At 68.2% G+C, this 15,307-nt stretch carries 15 protein-coding genes; 9 read left to right on the forward strand and 6 right to left on the reverse strand.

Annotation, left to right across the window (positions count from 1 at the left end; all coding sequences use genetic code 11):
- Positions 1-67: 67 nt before the first annotated feature.
- Positions 68-559 carry an Lrp/AsnC family transcriptional regulator gene (locus BDI24065_RS32115; protein WP_175034597.1) on the forward strand — a complete coding sequence of 164 codons (492 nt, stop codon included), beginning with the start codon at positions 68-70 and terminating at the stop codon, positions 557-559.
- 35 nt (positions 560-594) lie between these two features.
- On the opposite strand, the gene BDI24065_RS32120 is transcribed toward BDI24065_RS32115, so the two are convergent.
- Positions 595-1,491 carry an alpha/beta fold hydrolase gene (locus tag BDI24065_RS32120; protein WP_175034598.1) on the reverse strand — a complete coding sequence of 299 codons (897 nt, stop codon included), beginning with the start codon at positions 1,489-1,491 and terminating at the stop codon, positions 595-597.
- Positions 1,492-1,757: 266 nt separating this feature from the next.
- Between BDI24065_RS32120 and BDI24065_RS32125 the strand changes: the two genes are divergently transcribed.
- The gene (locus tag BDI24065_RS32125; RefSeq protein WP_043187018.1) at positions 1,758-2,717 is read left to right on the forward strand and encodes an NAD(P)H-dependent flavin oxidoreductase; all 960 of its coding nucleotides are present in this window, start codon (positions 1,758-1,760) and stop codon (positions 2,715-2,717) included.
- Between the two features lie 115 nt (positions 2,718-2,832).
- Here BDI24065_RS32125 and BDI24065_RS32130 read toward each other — a convergent pair whose 3' ends face one another.
- From BDI24065_RS32130 to BDI24065_RS32140, 3 genes are all read right to left on the reverse strand, one after another.
- On the reverse strand, positions 2,833-3,795 hold the full coding sequence (locus BDI24065_RS32130) for a LysR family transcriptional regulator (RefSeq protein WP_175015726.1): 963 nt from the start codon (positions 3,793-3,795) through the stop codon (positions 2,833-2,835).
- A gap of 181 nt (positions 3,796-3,976) precedes the next feature.
- Positions 3,977-5,053, reverse strand: a complete 1,077-nt coding sequence (locus BDI24065_RS32135) for a porin (protein ID WP_011353417.1) — start codon at positions 5,051-5,053, stop codon at positions 3,977-3,979.
- A gap of 345 nt (positions 5,054-5,398) precedes the next feature.
- Positions 5,399-5,881 carry a peptide-binding protein gene (locus BDI24065_RS32140; protein ID WP_175034599.1) on the reverse strand — a complete coding sequence of 161 codons (483 nt, stop codon included), beginning with the start codon at positions 5,879-5,881 and terminating at the stop codon, positions 5,399-5,401.
- A 346-nt stretch (positions 5,882-6,227) separates the two neighbouring features.
- On the opposite strand from BDI24065_RS32140, the gene BDI24065_RS32145 reads away from it, so the two are divergent.
- The 6 genes from BDI24065_RS32145 (at position 6,228) to BDI24065_RS32170 (ending at position 13,272) form a co-directional block, all read left to right on the forward strand.
- The gene (locus BDI24065_RS32145) at positions 6,228-7,259 is read left to right on the forward strand and encodes a bile acid:sodium symporter family protein (protein ID WP_175034600.1); all 1,032 of its coding nucleotides are present in this window, start codon (positions 6,228-6,230) and stop codon (positions 7,257-7,259) included.
- A gap of 275 nt (positions 7,260-7,534) precedes the next feature.
- Positions 7,535-9,373 (forward strand): EAL domain-containing protein, encoded by a 1,839-nt coding sequence (locus BDI24065_RS32150; protein ID WP_175034601.1) that lies wholly within the window; start codon positions 7,535-7,537, stop codon positions 9,371-9,373.
- Between the two features lie 363 nt (positions 9,374-9,736).
- Positions 9,737-10,759 carry a LacI family DNA-binding transcriptional regulator gene (locus BDI24065_RS32155; protein WP_175034602.1) on the forward strand — a complete coding sequence of 341 codons (1,023 nt, stop codon included), beginning with the start codon at positions 9,737-9,739 and terminating at the stop codon, positions 10,757-10,759.
- Entirely contained in the window at positions 10,756-12,036 is a 1,281-nt protein-coding gene (locus tag BDI24065_RS32160) for an AGE family epimerase/isomerase (protein WP_175034603.1), read from the forward strand. Before BDI24065_RS32155 ends, BDI24065_RS32160 begins: the two co-directional genes overlap by 4 nt.
- Positions 12,033-12,941, forward strand: a complete 909-nt coding sequence (locus BDI24065_RS32165) for a carbohydrate kinase family protein (RefSeq protein WP_175034604.1) — start codon at positions 12,033-12,035, stop codon at positions 12,939-12,941. Before BDI24065_RS32160 ends, BDI24065_RS32165 begins: the two co-directional genes overlap by 4 nt.
- 109 nt (positions 12,942-13,050) lie before the next feature.
- Positions 13,051-13,272, forward strand: coding sequence for a hypothetical protein (locus BDI24065_RS32170; protein WP_011353424.1), 222 nt, complete (start codon positions 13,051-13,053; stop codon positions 13,270-13,272).
- A 22-nt stretch (positions 13,273-13,294) separates the two neighbouring features.
- Here the strand turns inward: BDI24065_RS32170 and BDI24065_RS32175 are convergent, their stop codons facing one another.
- Both BDI24065_RS32175 and BDI24065_RS32180 read right to left on the reverse strand, forming a co-directional pair.
- Positions 13,295-13,489 (reverse strand): DUF2905 domain-containing protein, encoded by a 195-nt coding sequence (locus BDI24065_RS32175; RefSeq protein WP_011353425.1) that lies wholly within the window; start codon positions 13,487-13,489, stop codon positions 13,295-13,297.
- Positions 13,490-13,500: 11 nt separating this feature from the next.
- Positions 13,501-14,694: a class I SAM-dependent methyltransferase gene (locus BDI24065_RS32180; protein ID WP_175034605.1), complete on the reverse strand. Its 1,194-nt coding sequence runs from the start codon at positions 14,692-14,694 to the stop codon at positions 13,501-13,503.
- A 13-nt stretch (positions 14,695-14,707) separates the two neighbouring features.
- Between BDI24065_RS32180 and BDI24065_RS32185 the strand changes: the two genes are divergently transcribed.
- On the forward strand, positions 14,708-15,307 hold a 600-nt coding region (locus BDI24065_RS32185), incomplete at its 3' end, for an SDR family oxidoreductase (protein WP_175034606.1).

The following is a 15,307-nucleotide window of genomic DNA, read 5'->3' on the forward strand; positions in this document are numbered from 1 at the left end:
TGCTTTCGCGGCAGCCACGGCTAAACTGAAGTGAATCGACCGATTTACCTTCGAAAGCAAAGCGATCATGCCGAAACGCCTTTCCCCGCCCGCCGTCGCGTCACTCGACGCGACCGACCGCGCGATCCTCGCGGCGCTGGCCGACGACGCGCGCCTCGCAACCAGCGAACTCGCCCGGCAGATCGGGCTGTCGGCGCCCGCGACCGCCGACCGTGTGCGACGGCTCGAAGCGCAAGGCGTGATCGCCGCATTCACCGTCGAGCTCGACCCGCGCGCGCTCGGCTACACGCTGCAGGCGATCGTCCGCGTGAAACCGCTGCCCGGCCAGTTGCATCTCGTCGAAGAGTTGCTGCGGCGGATTCCCGAATTCGTGGAGTGCGACAAGGTGACCGGCGACGACTGCTTCATCTGCCGGCTCTACCTGCGCACGATCGAGCACCTCGACGACATCCTGTCGAAAGTGACGGAGCGCGCCGAGACGAGCACCGCGATCGTGAAATCGACGCCGGTGCCGCGCCGGCTGCCGCCGCTCGTCGAGGACGACGGCGCGCACCGCTGAACGAGCCGGTACGCGGCCGCGCCGCCCGCGTGCCGTCAGGCGGCCGCGTCGCGCGCCTCGAAGAACGCGAGCAGTTCGTCGATCAGCGCGACGGGCGCCTCTTCCGGAATGTAGTGCCCGCATTCGAGCGCGCGGCCGCTGACGTCGCGCGCGACGCGGCGCCACTCGTCGAGCGGATCGAAGCAGCGGCCGACGATCCCGTTCTCGCCCCACAGCACGCGCAGCGGGCACGCGACCTTGTTGCCGCGCTCGAGATCCGCACGGTCGTGCTCGAGATCGATCGTCGCCGATGCGCGGTAGTCCTCGCACATCGCATGCACGGCGCCCGGCTGCGCGAGCGCGGCCCGGTACGCGGCGAGTGCCTCGGGCGCGAACGGCGCGAGCCCGGCGGACCGGTTGCCCATCACGCGCTCGATGTACGCATCGGTATGCGCGCCGACCAGCATCTCGGGCAGCGGCTCCGGCTGGATCAGGAAGAACCAGTGGAAATACGCGGTCGCGAACGCGCGATCGGTTTTCTCGTACATCGCGAGCGTCGGTGCGATGTCGAGCAGCATCATCCGCTCGACGGCGTCCGGATGATCGAGCGCGAGCCGGTGCGCGACCCGCGCGCCGCGATCGTGCGCGCACACGTGGAAGTGCTCGAAGCCGAAATGCCGCATCACGGCGACCTGGTCGGCCGCCATCGCACGTTTCGAATACGGCGCGTGCTGCGCGTCGCTCGGCGGCTTGCCCGATGCGCCGTACCCGCGCAGGTCGGTCGCGATCACCGTGAAATGATTCGCGAGCGTCGCGGCAACGCGATGCCAGATCATGTGGGTTTGCGGATGTCCGTGCAGCAACAGGAGCGGCGGACCCGCGCCTCCTTTGACACCGAAGATGTCGGTGTCCTGCACCGTCACGCGAAACGGTGCAAACGCCTCAAACGACATGGTTTGTTTCTCGTTGGTTTGTTATGGCGGCTATTTTAGGAGCGCTTGCGCCTCTGCACAGCGGGACAACAGCCAGAATCCGTAGAAAGAGAACACTCACTCGATTGCCGGCACACCGCGCATTTTGTTAAGCTCGCGTAGAATCGCACGATCGTTCGTATTAATAAGGACGACATCGTTTCGCCGCTACACTCGAATTACCGTTCGACCGCAAAGCATGGCGCCGGCGCGACCGCGCGGCCGCCCCTAGAGACTGGAGACATCACATGGCATTGCCCACCGTCCTGCAGAACCTGACGCTGCCCGTCATCGCGTCGCCGATGTTCATCGTCAGCTACCCCGAACTCGTGCTCGCGCAGTGCAAGGCGGGCATCGTCGGTTCGTTCCCCGCGCTCAACGCCCGTCCGGCCGAACTGCTCGACGAGTGGCTCACGCAGATCCAGTCCGAGCTCGCCGACCACCAGGCAAAAAATCCCGACGCGGTGATCGGGCCCATCGCGGTCAACCAGATCGTCCACCAGTCGAATGCGCGGCTCGAGCACGACGTGCGCGTGTGCGTCGAGCACAAGGTGCCGATCTTCATCACGAGCCTGCGCGCACCGGCGCGCGAGATCGTCGATGCCGTGCATAGCTACGGCGGCATCGTGCTGCACGACGTGATCAACCTGCGTCACGCGCAGAAGGCGCTCGAAGCCGGCGTCGACGGGCTGATCCTCGTCGCGGCCGGCGCAGGCGGCCACGCGGGCACGACGTCGCCGTTCGCGCTCGTCGGTGAAGTCCGCAAGATCTTCGACGGCCCGATCGTGCTGTCCGGCTCGATCGCGAACGGCGGCTCGATCCTCGCCGCACAGGCGATGGGTGCCGATTTCGCGTACATGGGCACGCGCTTCATCGCGACGCAGGAAGCGCACGCGATCGACGACTACAAGCACGCGATCGTGAACGCGAAATCGTCGGACATCATCTACACGAACCTCTTCACGGGCGTGCACGGCAACTACATCCGCGAGAGCATCGAGAAGGCCGGCCTCGATCCGGATGCACTGCCGGAATCCGACAAGACCAAGATGAATTTCGGCAGCGACAAGACCAAGGCGTGGAAGGACATCTGGGGTGCCGGCCAGGGTGTCGGCCTGATGGACGACCTGCCGAGCGTGGGCGCGCTCGTCGAGCGCCTGAAGCGCGAGTACGACGACGCGAAGGCGCGGCTCGGCATTCCGCGCTGACGGAGGCGGCGGCCATCGCGGCCGCCACCGGCGCGAATTCCGTCGGACAAAACAAAAAGCGCGAACCGCAGCGGTTCGCGCTTTTTCATTGCCCCGCCGCAGCGGGAAAGCCGGTTCAGACCGCGCGCTTCATCCGCGTCATCGGCAGCACGCGCAGGCGCGATTCGATCGACGGGCACAGCGACTGCCCTTCGAAGCGCGCCGCGAGGAAGTCGACAAACGAACGCACCTTCGCGGACACGTGACGACGGCTCGCATAGACCGCGTAGATCGGTGCCTCGTGCGGCGGCACCGCATCGAGCAGCACCGGCACGAGCCGGCCGGACTCGATGTCGTCGCCGACCACCTCGGTGCCGAGCAACGCGATGCCCGCGCCCGCGAGCACGGCCGCGCGCAGCCCTTCGAGATGATTCACGATCAGGTTGCCGTTGAGGTTCACACGCGACGCAGCGGCCGCGTCGATCACCAGCGAGTCGAGCATCGTCGAATTCGAGTCGCGACGCAGGTAGTTGTGGTGCGCCAGGTCGGAGATCGTCGCAGGCGTGCCGTGCTTCTCGAGATACTCGGGCGACGCGACCAGCAGGATGTGCGCGGTCGCGATCTGCCGCGCGACCAGCGACGACGATTTCAATCCGTTCGGCGCCGCGCGCACCGCGACGTCATAGCCTTCCTCGATCAGGTCGACCACGCGATCGGACAGCGTCATGTCGACGGTCACGTCCGGGAACCGGCCCGCATAATCGGTGACGGCCTGCATCACGTGCCGCAGCCCGAACGCCGATAGCGACGTGACGCGCAGCCTGCCTTGCGGCACCACGCTCGCGGCGCCGACGGCCTGCCCGGCTTCGTCGAGTTCGGACAGCGCCTGCACGAGGCGCTCATAGTATTCGCGTCCTGCCTCGGTGGGCGCAACGCGTCGTGTCGTGCGATGCAGCAGCCGCGCACCGAGCTGCTGCTCGAGATGCATCACGTGCTTGCTCGCCATCGCAGCCGACATCTGCATGCGCTCAGCCGCGCCGACGAAGCTGCCCACTTCGACGACGTAGCGAAACACATTCATGCTGACGAGGGTATCCATCGAACTAGCTCGTAATGACGGGGGAATGGTCCAATTACGAGATAGGGTAACAAAGGCGAGGAAACAGAAAGGTCAACAAAGGCAAAACGGCGCCGCGAGTGGCGGCGCCGTTCTGGCGTAAAAAACATGCAGTTCGGACGCACTTTTCGCGCGCGTCCGGCGCACCGGTCGTGCGTACGCGTCAGAACTTCGCGCGGATGCCGGCGCCGAACGTGTTGCCGGTCGACAGGCCGCTGATGTGATCGTTCATGTACGCAGCGTAGACGTCCGTGCGCTTGGACAGCGGATAGTCGTAGCCGACGGCCCAGGTCTGGCGCGTCTGGTCGAGGCCGCCCGAGTCGCGCGAGTACGCGTACGACGCCATCGCGTTGCCGACGCCGAGCGGCACCGACACGCCGCCCTGCGCGGTATTCACGTGCCAGCTGCCCGCGACCTGGTCATTCTTCGTATACATGTACTGGCCGAACAGCTTCACGTACTTCAGGTCGTAGGTCGCGCCGACTTGCGCGATGCCCTGGCTCTTCATGCCGGCCACCAGCGCGCTCAGGTCACGCGGGCCGTTGTTGAAGTTCACGTACTGGTAGACCGCGGTCGCCGCGAACGGGCCGTTCGCGTAGTTGAACTGCGCGCTCCACTTCTTCGAGCCGTTGTCGCCGGCCTGGTTGCCGAGTGCGTACATCGCGCCGAAATTCAGGCCACCGAACGACGGCGACGTGTACGACAGCGCGTTGTTCCAGCCCGAATCGCCGACGGCACCCTGGTCGCTCGGGTAGGTCGGGAACGTGCCGAGGCCGAGGAACACGTGGTACACCATCGGCGAGAAGGTGTACGAGTCGTAGAACGGGTTGAACAGGATCGTCGACAGGAACAGGTGCGTCGTCAGGCGCCCGGCCGTCACCGTGCCGTACGGCGAATCGATGCCGACGTAGGCGTTGCGTGCGAAGAACGTGTCACCCTGGAAGCGGCCGAACTGGCCGTTCTGCGCGCGGAAGAAGCTTTCCAGCGTGAAGATCGCCTTGTAGCCGTTGCCGAGATCCTCGGCGCCGTGCAAGCCCCAGTACGACGTCGACATCCCGCCGCCGCTCACGTTCCATGCGCGGTCGCCGCCCGGGAACTTGGTTGCGCCGACCCATTCGTCGACCTGACCGTAGAGCGACACGCTCGACTGTGCATGGACGGGAGCGGTCGCCGCCACGCAGGCGGCCGCGGCGATCAGCTTGACGGACGTGCGCGACGCACGGCGAGCGAATGCTTTCATTGGATCTCCAGATTTTGTCGAATTGTCGATAAGTGGCGCGAGCGTTGTTTTTTGGAGCCGAGTGCTTGCGTCGTATGGGGCGCAGCCATCTTTACGGATCATTCGTCCGGTCAAAATTGCGCACACTTATTGCTGGTATAGCGGCAGCATTAACTTCGCGGAATTGATACATGGCCCGGCACCCGTCGGCGGCCCCGCATGAACGCGGTCGCGCGGCGGGACGGCGGCGTGGCGCACGCGAGCCGGGCGCGAAAGATAGCGCAATGCGACGGGAAAATCAGCGGAAATCTGTGCGCGACTGTGGCGAATTCGCATCAGCCGGCGAAGGGACGAGCGCGCGGGCGCTCAGTTTCGGTAGAACGGGGAGAAAAACGGCGAGTGTGCAGGTTCTTCCTGCGAGCGGGGCGGCGGCATCGGGCGGCCACCGCGCTCCTCGTTGTAGCGCGCGACATCGGCGCGGATCGAACCGGCGCGCAGCGGCACGTTGCCGCCACCCGGCGGGCGCGGCATCTGGCGCGCGTCGGCGCTGATCGGGCGATACGGGCTTTGCGCGGCGTAATGGCCGTACGACGGCGTCGGCCGCAGCCCCCAGCGGGAACCGTAGCCGCTCACGCCGCCGGCGCGTGCACCGGCCGGGGGCGCCACGCGGCGCCAGACGGGGGCACCGCCAGCCGGCTGACCGTACGCGCGCATGTCGCCGCCACCGAAGCCGTGGCCGCCGAACCCATGACCGCCGTGGGGCGGCTGCGCGAGCGCGAGCGGCATCAGCAGCGCGCAAAGCACGCCTGCCACCCATCGTCCGATCTTCCGTTTCACCCGTTCCGTCATCGTTCAGTGCCTGTCCACGCCCGCCGCCGGCTCCTTTCGGCCGACCCAAGGCTTTCAGCAGTAATTTATGAGCGGGCCGAAAGCGTGTCGAGCCAAAAAGTGTTATGTCGCCGGCATCGGTGTAACACCATGTTACTGCTAGGTTTTTTCACTTCAGGGCGCGACCGGGACAGAACATTCTTCTGCCGTTTTGCGCATGCCCGGCCCGGCGCCGTGAGCGTTGCCGCATGAGATCGATTCATCAATCGATTCGCACAATGAATTTGTGTAGTGAATCGCCAACCCGGACAATGGCGCCATCCGCGCGCGCGACGCGCCCCTCCGTCGTTTCCGAATCGAGTTCCCGATGGCCCGCCCCCGTTTTATTCCCGACAACTTCACGCTCGCGCTCGTCGGCACCGTCGTGCTTGCGAGCCTCCTGCCCTGCCGCGGCCCGGCTGCCCACGCGTTCAACTGGGCGACCAACATCGCCGTCGGCCTGCTGTTCTTCCTGCACGGCGCGAAGCTGTCGCGCGAGGCCGTCGTCGCGGGCGCGACCCACTGGCGGCTGCATGCGGTCGTGCTGCTCAGTACGTTCGCGCTGTTCCCGCTGCTCGGGCTCGCGCTGAAACCCGTGCTGCAGCCGCTCGTCACGCCGACGCTGTATGCGGGCGTGCTGTTCCTGTGCACGCTGCCTTCGACGGTCCAGTCGTCGATCGCGTTCACGTCGATCGCGAAGGGCAACGTGCCGGCCGCCGTGTGTGCGGCATCCGCGTCGAGCCTGCTCGGGATCTTCGTCACGCCGGCGCTCGTCGGGCTGATGATCACGTCGCAATCGGCGGCCGCCGCGTCGCCGTGGAGCACCGTCGGCAGCATCGTGATGCAGCTGCTCGTGCCGTTCATCGCCGGCCAGCTGCTGCGGCCCGTGATCGGCGGCTGGATCGACCGCAACCGCGGCGTGCTGCGCTTCGTCGACCAGGGCTCGATCCTGCTCGTCGTCTACGTCGCATTCAGCGAGGCCGTCAACGAGGGCCTGTGGCACCAGATCCCGCCGCGCGCGCTCGGCGGCCTGCTCGTCGTCAACCTCGTGCTGCTCGCGATCGCGCTGTTGCTGACCGCGTTCGTCAGCAAGCGGCTCGGCTTCAACCGCGCCGACCAGATCACGATCATCTTCTGCGGGTCGAAGAAGAGCCTCGCGGCCGGCGTGCCGATGGCCAAGGTGATCTTCTCGGCGAACGCGGTCGGCGCGATCGTGCTGCCGCTGATGCTGTTCCACCAGATCCAGTTGATGGCGTGCGCGGCGCTCGCGCAGCGCTGGGGCGCGCGCGACATGAGCGGCGAGCACGATGAGGGCGATGCGGCACCGGCGCCCGGCGCGCTGAGCGCGGGCAAGCGCTGACGATCAGGGCGGCGGGACGGCACCGGGGGGGCTGTCCCGCCTTTCCGCCTTTCCGCCTTTCCGCCTTTCCGCCTTTCCGCCTTTCCGCCCTCCCGCCTTCCCGCCTTCCCGCCTTCCCGCCGTACCGCCTTCCCATCGAACCGCAGCACCGACCTTCCAGCTGCACACCCGACGCGATGCACCAGCAACGCCCATCGCGTCACGAAATCTTCATTCAATTCTCCGCGCGCGGTGCCGTTAAGTCGGGCGTCCTGTCGATTCGGCTGCCCTCGCCCATGCCCGCGCCCCACTCCGACTCCGCTGCCGCCAGCATCACGCGCCTGATCGCGGATCGCGCGCTCGCCGCCGTCTTCCAGCCGATCGTCGATCTCGGGTCGGGGACGGTCGTCGGATACGAGGGCCTGATACGCGGCCCGCGCGGCACCGAACTCGAGCCGCCCGTCGCGCTGTTCGCGCAGGCCGCGCGCGAAGGCGAAACGATCGCGCTCGAACAGGCGGCCGCGCTCACCTGCCTCGACGCGTTCGCGGCGCTCGGCTGCGACGGCAAGCTGTTCGTCAATTTCAGCGCCGGGACGATCCTGACGCTCGCCAGCGAACGCGAGCGCATACGGCAGCTCCTCGTCCGCGCGCGGATCGGCGCCGAGCGCATCGTGATCGAGCTGACCGAGCAGAACGCGATTACCGATGTCGCCCACATCGGGCCGGCCGTCGCGTCGCTGCGCGACGCCGGCATCCAGTTCGCGCTCGACGACTACGGCACCGCGAACGCGAGCATGAACCTGTGGCTGCGCCTGCATCCGGACGTCGTGAAGATCGACCGCTTCTTCATCCACGACATCGCGCGCGACCCGCTGAAGTTCGAGGCCGTGAAGGCGATGCAGCACTTCGCGCAGGCAAGCGGCGCGCAACTGATCGCGGAAGGCATCGAGAACGAATGCGACCTGATCGTCGTGCGCGACATGGGTATCTGCTGCGTGCAGGGCTTCCTGCTCGGCCGGCCGAACGCGCAGCCGTCGCGGGTCGTCGCGCCGGCCGCGCGCGACGCGATCCGCGCGCCGCACATCGCGGTGTTTCCCGGCGCGACGCGCTCGGTGCGGCCGGCCGGTACGATCGCCGGGAAGATGCTGGTGCCGGCGCCGGCGCTGCCACGCGACGCAACCAGCAACGACGTGCTCGACCTGTTCAACCGGATGCCCGACCTGCACGCGGTCGCGCTCGTCGAACGCGGGCGGCCCGTCGCGCTCGTGAATCGCCGCGGCTTCATCGACCGCTTCGCGCTGCCGTACCACCGCGAGGTATTCGGGAAGAAGCCGTGCCTGCAGTTCGCGAACGACGCACCGCTGATGATCGACAACGCGACGACGTTCGAGCAGCTCGCGATGCTGCTCGCGAGCCACGACCAGCGCTATCTCGCGGACGGCTTCGTGATCACCGAACACGGTCGCTACGTCGGGCTCGGCACCGGCGAGAGCCTCGTGCGCGCGGTGACCGAGATGCGCATCGAGGCCGCGCGCTACGCGAATCCGCTGACGTTCCTGCCCGGCAACATCCCGATCAGCGCGCACATCGACCGCCTGCTCCAGCGCGACGCCGGCTTTCATGCGTGCTACGTCGACCTGAACCAGTTCAAGCCGTTCAACGACCAGTACGGCTACTGGCAGGGCGACGAGGTGCTGAAGTTCGCGGCGACGGTGCTGGCCGGCGTGTGCGATCCGCAGCGCGACTTTCTCGGGCACGTCGGCGGCGACGATTTCCTCGTGCTGTTCCAGCGCGCCGACTGGCGCGAACGCGCCGCCGACGCGATCGCGCGCTTCAACGAAGGCGCGCAGCTCTTCTACACGCAGGCCGACCGGCAAGCGGGCGGGCTGCACGGCGAGGACCGCCACGGCAACCCGGCGTTCTTCGGCTTCGTGACGATGGCGATCGGCGCGGTCGGCGTGCCGGCCGGCGCGCACGGCGCGAAACGCTACGGCAGCGACGAGATCGCATCGGTCGCGGCGCTCGCGAAGCGGCGCGCGAAACAGCAACCGGACGGGCTCGCGGTCGTCGACCTCGATGCGGGCCGCGCCGCGCTGCGCCATCGCGGCGAACCGCCGGCCGTCGCGATACGCTGAACGGTGGGCGGCCGTCATGTGCGGACACGGCGGCGCCCGGCGCGGCGGTGGCGCGCATTCGTCCGTCAATCAACTAGACCGTTAGTTGCACACCACCTTCCCGGCGGCCCGTAGAGGCAGTCGGGCACTGCTCGTGCGAATGCGTGAAGCCGGCCCGCTTGCCGCCCGTTTTCTGCTCGCCATACTCACGCACGCCCACCTTGCCTTTTTCGCGTTTTGTTTAGTATTTTTAGTAACGGCGTTTTCGCAGATTAGCGCTTAAAAACCCGGAATTCGCGGGTATTCCCCGGCTATCCGGCCCGAATTCCGCAATACGTTTTACTATACAATCGCTTTCACCCTAAACAAACCGGACCCCGAACGATGGGTACGACCATTCGCGATGTGGCGCGGGCGGCAGAGGTCTCGATCGGCACCGTCTCCCGTGCGCTGAAAAACCAGCCAGGCCTGTCCGAAGCCACGCGTGCGCGCATCGTCGAGATCGCGCAGCAGCTCGGCTACGATCCCGCGCAGTTGCGACCGCGCATCCGCCGGCTCACCTTCCTGCTTCACCGCCAGCACAACCGCTTTCCGGCCAGCCCGTTCTTCTCGCACGTGCTGCACGGCGTCGAGGATGCGTGTCGCGAGCGCGGCATCGTGCCGACGCTGCTCACGGTCGGGCCGAACGACGACGTGCTGCGCCAGATGCGCCCGCACGCGCCCGACGCGATCGCGGTGGCCGGCTTCATCGAGCCGGAGACGATCGAGGCGCTCGCCGCGACCGGCCGGCCGCTCGTGCTGATCGACCTGTGGGCGCCCGGGCTGCGCTCGGTGAACATCGACAACGCGACGGGCGCGGCGCTCGCGATGCGCCACCTGCTCGCCACCGGCCGCACGCGGATCGCTTTCATCGGCGGCTCGCCCGCGCACTACAGCATCGCGCAGCGCGCGATCGGCTACCGGCGCGCGTTCTTCGAGGCCGGACGGCTGTTCGATCCCGCTTACGAAGTGACGATCGACGCGGGGCTCGATCCCGACACGGGCGCCGCGCGTGCGATGGAGCAACTGCTCGACGCGCCGGGCCCGCGCCCGGAAGCCGTCTTCGCGTACAACGACGCGGCCGCGCTCGCCGCGCAGCGCGTGTGCACCGCGCGCGGGCTGCGCATTCCCGACGACATCGCGGTCGTCGGCTTCGACAACATCCCGGCTGCCGCGCACGCGAGCCCGCCGCTCACGACGCTTGCGGTCGACAAGGAGGCGCTCGGCCGCCGCGGCGTCGAGCTGCTGCTCGCCGACTCGCCCGAGCGCACCGAGATTTCCCTGCCCGTCGAGCTGATCGTGCGGGCCAGCAGCCAGCCCGCCGGCTCCCCGGCACTCGATACCGCCACGGTCACCGAATCATCATGAACATGCCCCCGGTCCAACCCTGCACGGCCGCGCCGGCCGCCCACACGCAAGCCGCGCCGTTCGTCGCGAGTTTCCGCGACCCGTCGTTCCTGCTGTCGCACATCGAGGACACGCTGCGCTTCTACGCAACGAACGCGTTCGACCCGACGGGCGGCTTCTACCACTACTTCCGCGATGACGGCAGCATCTACAACCGCACGTCGCGCCACCTCGTCAGCAGTTGCCGGTTCGTCTTCAACTACGCGATGGCATACCGGCATTTCGGCGATCCGCGCCACCTGGAATACGCGCGCCACGGGCTGCGCTTCCTGCGCGACGCGCACTGGGACGACGAACTGCAGGGCTACGACTGGGAACTCGACTGGCGCGACGGCGCGAAGCGCGCGACGCTCGACGGCACGCGCCACTGCTACGGGCTCGCGTTCGTGCTGCTCGCGGCCGCGCACGCGACGATGGCCGGCATCGACGAGGCACGCCCGCTGATCGCGGCCACCTACGAACTCGCCGAGCACCGCTTCTGGGATGCAGCCGCGGGCCTCTATGCGGACGACGCGACGCCGAACTGGATCGTGTCGACGTACCGCGGCCAGAACGCCAACATGCACATGACGGAGGCACTGCTCGCGGCCTACGAGGCGACCGGCCACCTCACGTACCTCGATCGCGCGGAAAAGCTCGCGTCCCACATCACGCAGCGCCAGGCAGCGCTGTCGGGCGGGCTCGTGTGGGAGCACTACCATGCGGACTGGTCGGTCGACTGGGATTACAACAAGGAAGACAGCTCGAACATCTTCCGGCCGTGGGGCTTCCAGCCCGGGCACCAGACCGAATGGGCGAAGCTGCTGCTGATCCTCGAGCGGCACCGCCCGCTCGACTGGCTCGTGCCGCGCGCAGCCGAGCTGTTCGACGCCGCGCTCACGCACGCGTGGGACGCCGATCACGGCGGCCTGTACTACGGCTTCGGCCCCGACTTCACGATCTGCGACCACAACAAGTATTTCTGGGTGCAAGCGGAAACCTTCGCGGCCGCCGCGATGCTCGGCGCGCGCACCGGCAGCGAGCGCTTCTGGGACTGGTACGACGAGATCTGGCGCTATAGCTGGACGCACTTCGTCGATCACCGCTACGGCGCGTGGTACCGCATCCTCACCTGCGACAACCGCAAGTACAGCGACGAGAAGAGCCCGGCCGGCAAGACCGACTATCACACGATGGGCGCGTGCTACGACGTGCTCGCCACCCTCGCCCGCGCGCAGCGCAGCGAGCCGACCCAATGAGCGGCGGCACGTTTCCGGCTTTCGTGTCCGCGGGCGACATCCTGACCGACATGGTGCGCGCGGGCGACACGCAATGGACGTCGGTGCCGGGTGGCGCCGGCTGGAACGTCGCGCGCGCGGTCGCGCGGCTCGGCGTGCCGAGCGCGCTCGCGGGCTCGATCGGCGAGGACTGCTTCTCCGACGTGCTGTGGCGCACGAGCGAAGCGGCCGGCCTCGACCTGCGCTTCCTGCAGCGCGTCGCGCGGCCGCCGCTGCTCGCGATCGTCCACGAGACCCGCCCGCCCGCGTACTTCTTCATCGGCGAAGCGAGCGCCGACCTCGCGTTCGATCCGGCGCGGCTGCCGGCCGGCTGGACCGACCACGTGAAGTGGGCGCATTTCGGCTGCATCAGCCTCGTGCGCGAACCGCTCGCCGGCACGCTGGCCGCGCTCGCGGCCGACCTGCACGCGCGCGGCGTGAAGATCAGCTTCGACCCGAACGTCCGGAACCTGATGACGGCTGCGTTCCGGCCGACACTGGAGAAGATGGCCGCGCTCGCCGACCTGATCAAGGTATCCGACGAAGACCTGCGGCACCTGTTCGGCGGCGACGGCCCCGACGCGATCGGCGCGGTGCGCGCGCTGAACCCGCGTGCGGCCGTGCTCGTCACGCGCGGTGCGCAGGCGGCAACGCTCTACGCGGACGGCGACGTGCATGAAGCCAGCCCGCCGCGCGTCGAGGTGGCCGACACCGTCGGCGCGGGCGACGCGTCGATCGGCGGCATGCTGTTCAGCCTGATGGCGGCGCCGCAGCGCGCGTGGCGCGAGCATCTCGTGTTCGCGCTGGCGGCGGGCGCCGCGGCGTGCCGGCATACGGGCGCGCACGCGCCGACGCTCGACGAGGTCGTCGCACTGATCGAACGGTGACGGAGCGGTAAATGAACGGTGACAGGGTCCTGATCAGTCACCGATATGCGGCACTGTACATGTTGCGCCGCAGTGCTAGGATGAAGTGTCCTATTGCGGGAGAGGCATCATGGACACCAACACGTTCACGAAAGGCATCTACACGGCCAAGGCGCATACCCAGCATGCGGGCAACGGGCAGTTCCAGGGTTACGTGATCCTCGCGCGCGACGACGGTGACGACACCGAAAACACGCGCTACGACGTCCACTCGACGAGCCCCAGCGAGGAAGAAGCGTTCGACGAGGCGAAGGCGCTCGCGCACCGGATCCTCGGCGAAATCGAGTTGTAACGCGCCGCCATTCAGGCGCGGCTCAGAGCAGCCGCGCCACCATCGATAGCAGCATCGTCAGCACCAGCGTCGACATGAACGGGAACGGGTAGCGCCGCCCGCCGAGCGTCAGCGTGACGTCGCCCGGCATCCGCCCGATGCCGAGCTTGCCGAGCCACGGCCAGCAGCGCGTCAGGATCATCACCGCGACGAACGTCGTCATCAGCCAGCGCAGCATGTCGGCTCCCGTCAGAGCGCGTGCGAGCGGTCGCCGCGCGCGAACGCGTCGAGCGTGCCGTCGATGCCGCGCGAGAACGCGATCACCTTGAACAGCTCGCCCATCTCGGCTTCGGAAATCAGCTTCTGCACCGCGTTCGCGGCCGGCAGGAACGCGTGGATGTCCGACGGATCGATCGCGGACAGCGCGTCCGTGATACCCGCGTTCAACAGGAAGCGCGCCTGCGACGTGTAACCGAGCAGGTCGGCACCGGTCGCGACGGCCGCGTCGTAGATGCCGGTGAATTCGACGTGCGCGGTGATGTCCTGCAGCCCCGGATACAGGAACGGATCGTCGTGCGCATGGTGGCGGTAGTGGCACATCAGCGTGCCGCGGTCGCGCTGCGGGTGGTAGTACTCGTGCGCGGGAAAGCCGTAGTCGACCAGCAGCACCGCGCCGCGCCCGAGCATCGTGCAGACGGTGCGCGTGAACGCCAGCGCGGCCTCGTGCGTCTCGGTCACGTAGCCGTCATTCGCATCGTCAAGGCCCGCGAGTACCGACGGCAGGCCGGCCGGCGCAGCCGGACGGTCTTCGAACACGAACGCCCGCTGCGCGTCGAGCGCGACGCCGCGCTCGTGCCATGCGTCGCCCGCCTTCGCGAACAGGCGCACGGGCATCGCATCGAGCACCTCGTTGCCGACCACGACGCCGTCGAACCGCTCGGGCAGCGCATCGAGCCAGCGCACCTTCGCGGCGAGCGCCGGTGCGGCGGCCGTAATCGTGTCGCGCTGCCGTTCGCGCAGCTCGCCCGAGAGATCAACGATCAGGTATTCGTCGAGCCCGGCCTCCAGCGCGTCGAGCGCCGCGAGCAGCCCGGCTGCGAGCTTGCCCGTGCCGGCGCCGAATTCCATCACGCTACGCGTGCCGCTCGCCGCGAGCGCTTCCGCGACCGGTTGCGCGAGCGTCTGCGCGAACAGCGGCGACAGCTCGGGCGCGGTGACGAAGTCGCTGCCGTCGTCGGCGCGGCGCCCGAACTTGCGTGCACCGCCGCTGTAATAGCCGAGGCCGGGCGCATACAGCGCGCGCTCCATGAAGCGATCGAACGGCAGCCAGCCGCCGGCCGCCGCGATCTCGTCGCGCAGTTGCGCGGCAAGGGTTTCGGACTGCGCGAGCGCGTCAGGGCCGGGAGCAGGTAAACTAGCGGGTTCGTGAGCTTTCGGGTTCATCCCGGCATTGTAAATGACCGTTTCAGCCGATACGTCGACCCAGCGCGTGGCGCTCGTCACCGGTGCCCTGGGCAGCGCGGCCGACGCCGCATCGATCGGCCGTGCGCTCGCGACCGGATTCGCGCGGCACGGCTGGGACGTCGCGCTGCAGCGCAGCCACGGCGCGCCGCACGCGGCCGCCGACGCGCTCGTCGCCGAAGTCGCGGCGCTCGGCCGCCGCGCGGTCGTGCTCGACGCCGATCTGACCCTGGAAACCGAAGCCGCCGCACTCGTCGCCGCGTGCGGCGCGGCAATCGGCCGGCCCGCGTGCGCGGTGTTCGTGAGCGCGAGCGCAGGCGCCGACGACGCGCACTCGGTAGACGGTGCGTCGCTCGCCGGCGCACTCGCGCGCAACGTGACGGCACCGCTCGCGCTGGCGCGCGCGCTGGCCGATGCGACGCCCGACGCCGCGCGCGAGCACGAAGCGCTGCGCGCCTGCGCGATCCACGTGCTCGACCAGGCGCTGTTTCACCCTGCGCCGGCCCAGATGTCGCACGCGCTGATGCAGGCCGCGCTGAACCGCGCGACGTCGGCGCTGGCGCTGGCGCTCGCGCCGAAGGTGCGGGTCGCGGCG

Origin of the sequence: Burkholderia lata (assembly GCF_902499025.1) — a bacterium.
Classification (GTDB): domain Bacteria; phylum Pseudomonadota; class Gammaproteobacteria; order Burkholderiales; family Burkholderiaceae; genus Burkholderia; species Burkholderia lata_C.

Excerpts from the sequence above, each read along its gene's own strand:
- BDI24065_RS32115 (WP_175034597.1), top strand. The coding sequence starts at position 68 with ATGCCGAAACGCCTTTCCCCGCCCGCCGTCGCGTCACTCGACGCGACC.
- BDI24065_RS32120 (WP_175034598.1), bottom strand. The coding sequence starts at position 1,491 with ATGTCGTTTGAGGCGTTTGCACCGTTTCGCGTGACGGTGCAGGACACC.
- BDI24065_RS32125 (WP_043187018.1), top strand. The coding sequence starts at position 1,758 with ATGGCATTGCCCACCGTCCTGCAGAACCTGACGCTGCCCGTCATCGCG.
- BDI24065_RS32130 (WP_175015726.1), bottom strand. The coding sequence starts at position 3,795 with ATGGATACCCTCGTCAGCATGAATGTGTTTCGCTACGTCGTCGAAGTG.
- BDI24065_RS32135 (WP_011353417.1), bottom strand. The coding sequence starts at position 5,053 with ATGAAAGCATTCGCTCGCCGTGCGTCGCGCACGTCCGTCAAGCTGATC.
- BDI24065_RS32140 (WP_175034599.1), bottom strand. The coding sequence starts at position 5,881 with ATGACGGAACGGGTGAAACGGAAGATCGGACGATGGGTGGCAGGCGTG.
- BDI24065_RS32145 (WP_175034600.1), top strand. The coding sequence starts at position 6,228 with ATGGCCCGCCCCCGTTTTATTCCCGACAACTTCACGCTCGCGCTCGTC.
- BDI24065_RS32150 (WP_175034601.1), top strand. The coding sequence starts at position 7,535 with ATGCCCGCGCCCCACTCCGACTCCGCTGCCGCCAGCATCACGCGCCTG.
- BDI24065_RS32155 (WP_175034602.1), top strand. The coding sequence starts at position 9,737 with ATGGGTACGACCATTCGCGATGTGGCGCGGGCGGCAGAGGTCTCGATC.
- BDI24065_RS32160 (WP_175034603.1), top strand. The coding sequence starts at position 10,756 with ATGAACATGCCCCCGGTCCAACCCTGCACGGCCGCGCCGGCCGCCCAC.
- BDI24065_RS32165 (WP_175034604.1), top strand. The coding sequence starts at position 12,033 with ATGAGCGGCGGCACGTTTCCGGCTTTCGTGTCCGCGGGCGACATCCTG.
- BDI24065_RS32170 (WP_011353424.1), top strand. The coding sequence starts at position 13,051 with ATGGACACCAACACGTTCACGAAAGGCATCTACACGGCCAAGGCGCAT.
- BDI24065_RS32175 (WP_011353425.1), bottom strand. The coding sequence starts at position 13,489 with ATGCTGCGCTGGCTGATGACGACGTTCGTCGCGGTGATGATCCTGACG.
- BDI24065_RS32180 (WP_175034605.1), bottom strand. The coding sequence starts at position 14,694 with ATGAACCCGAAAGCTCACGAACCCGCTAGTTTACCTGCTCCCGGCCCT.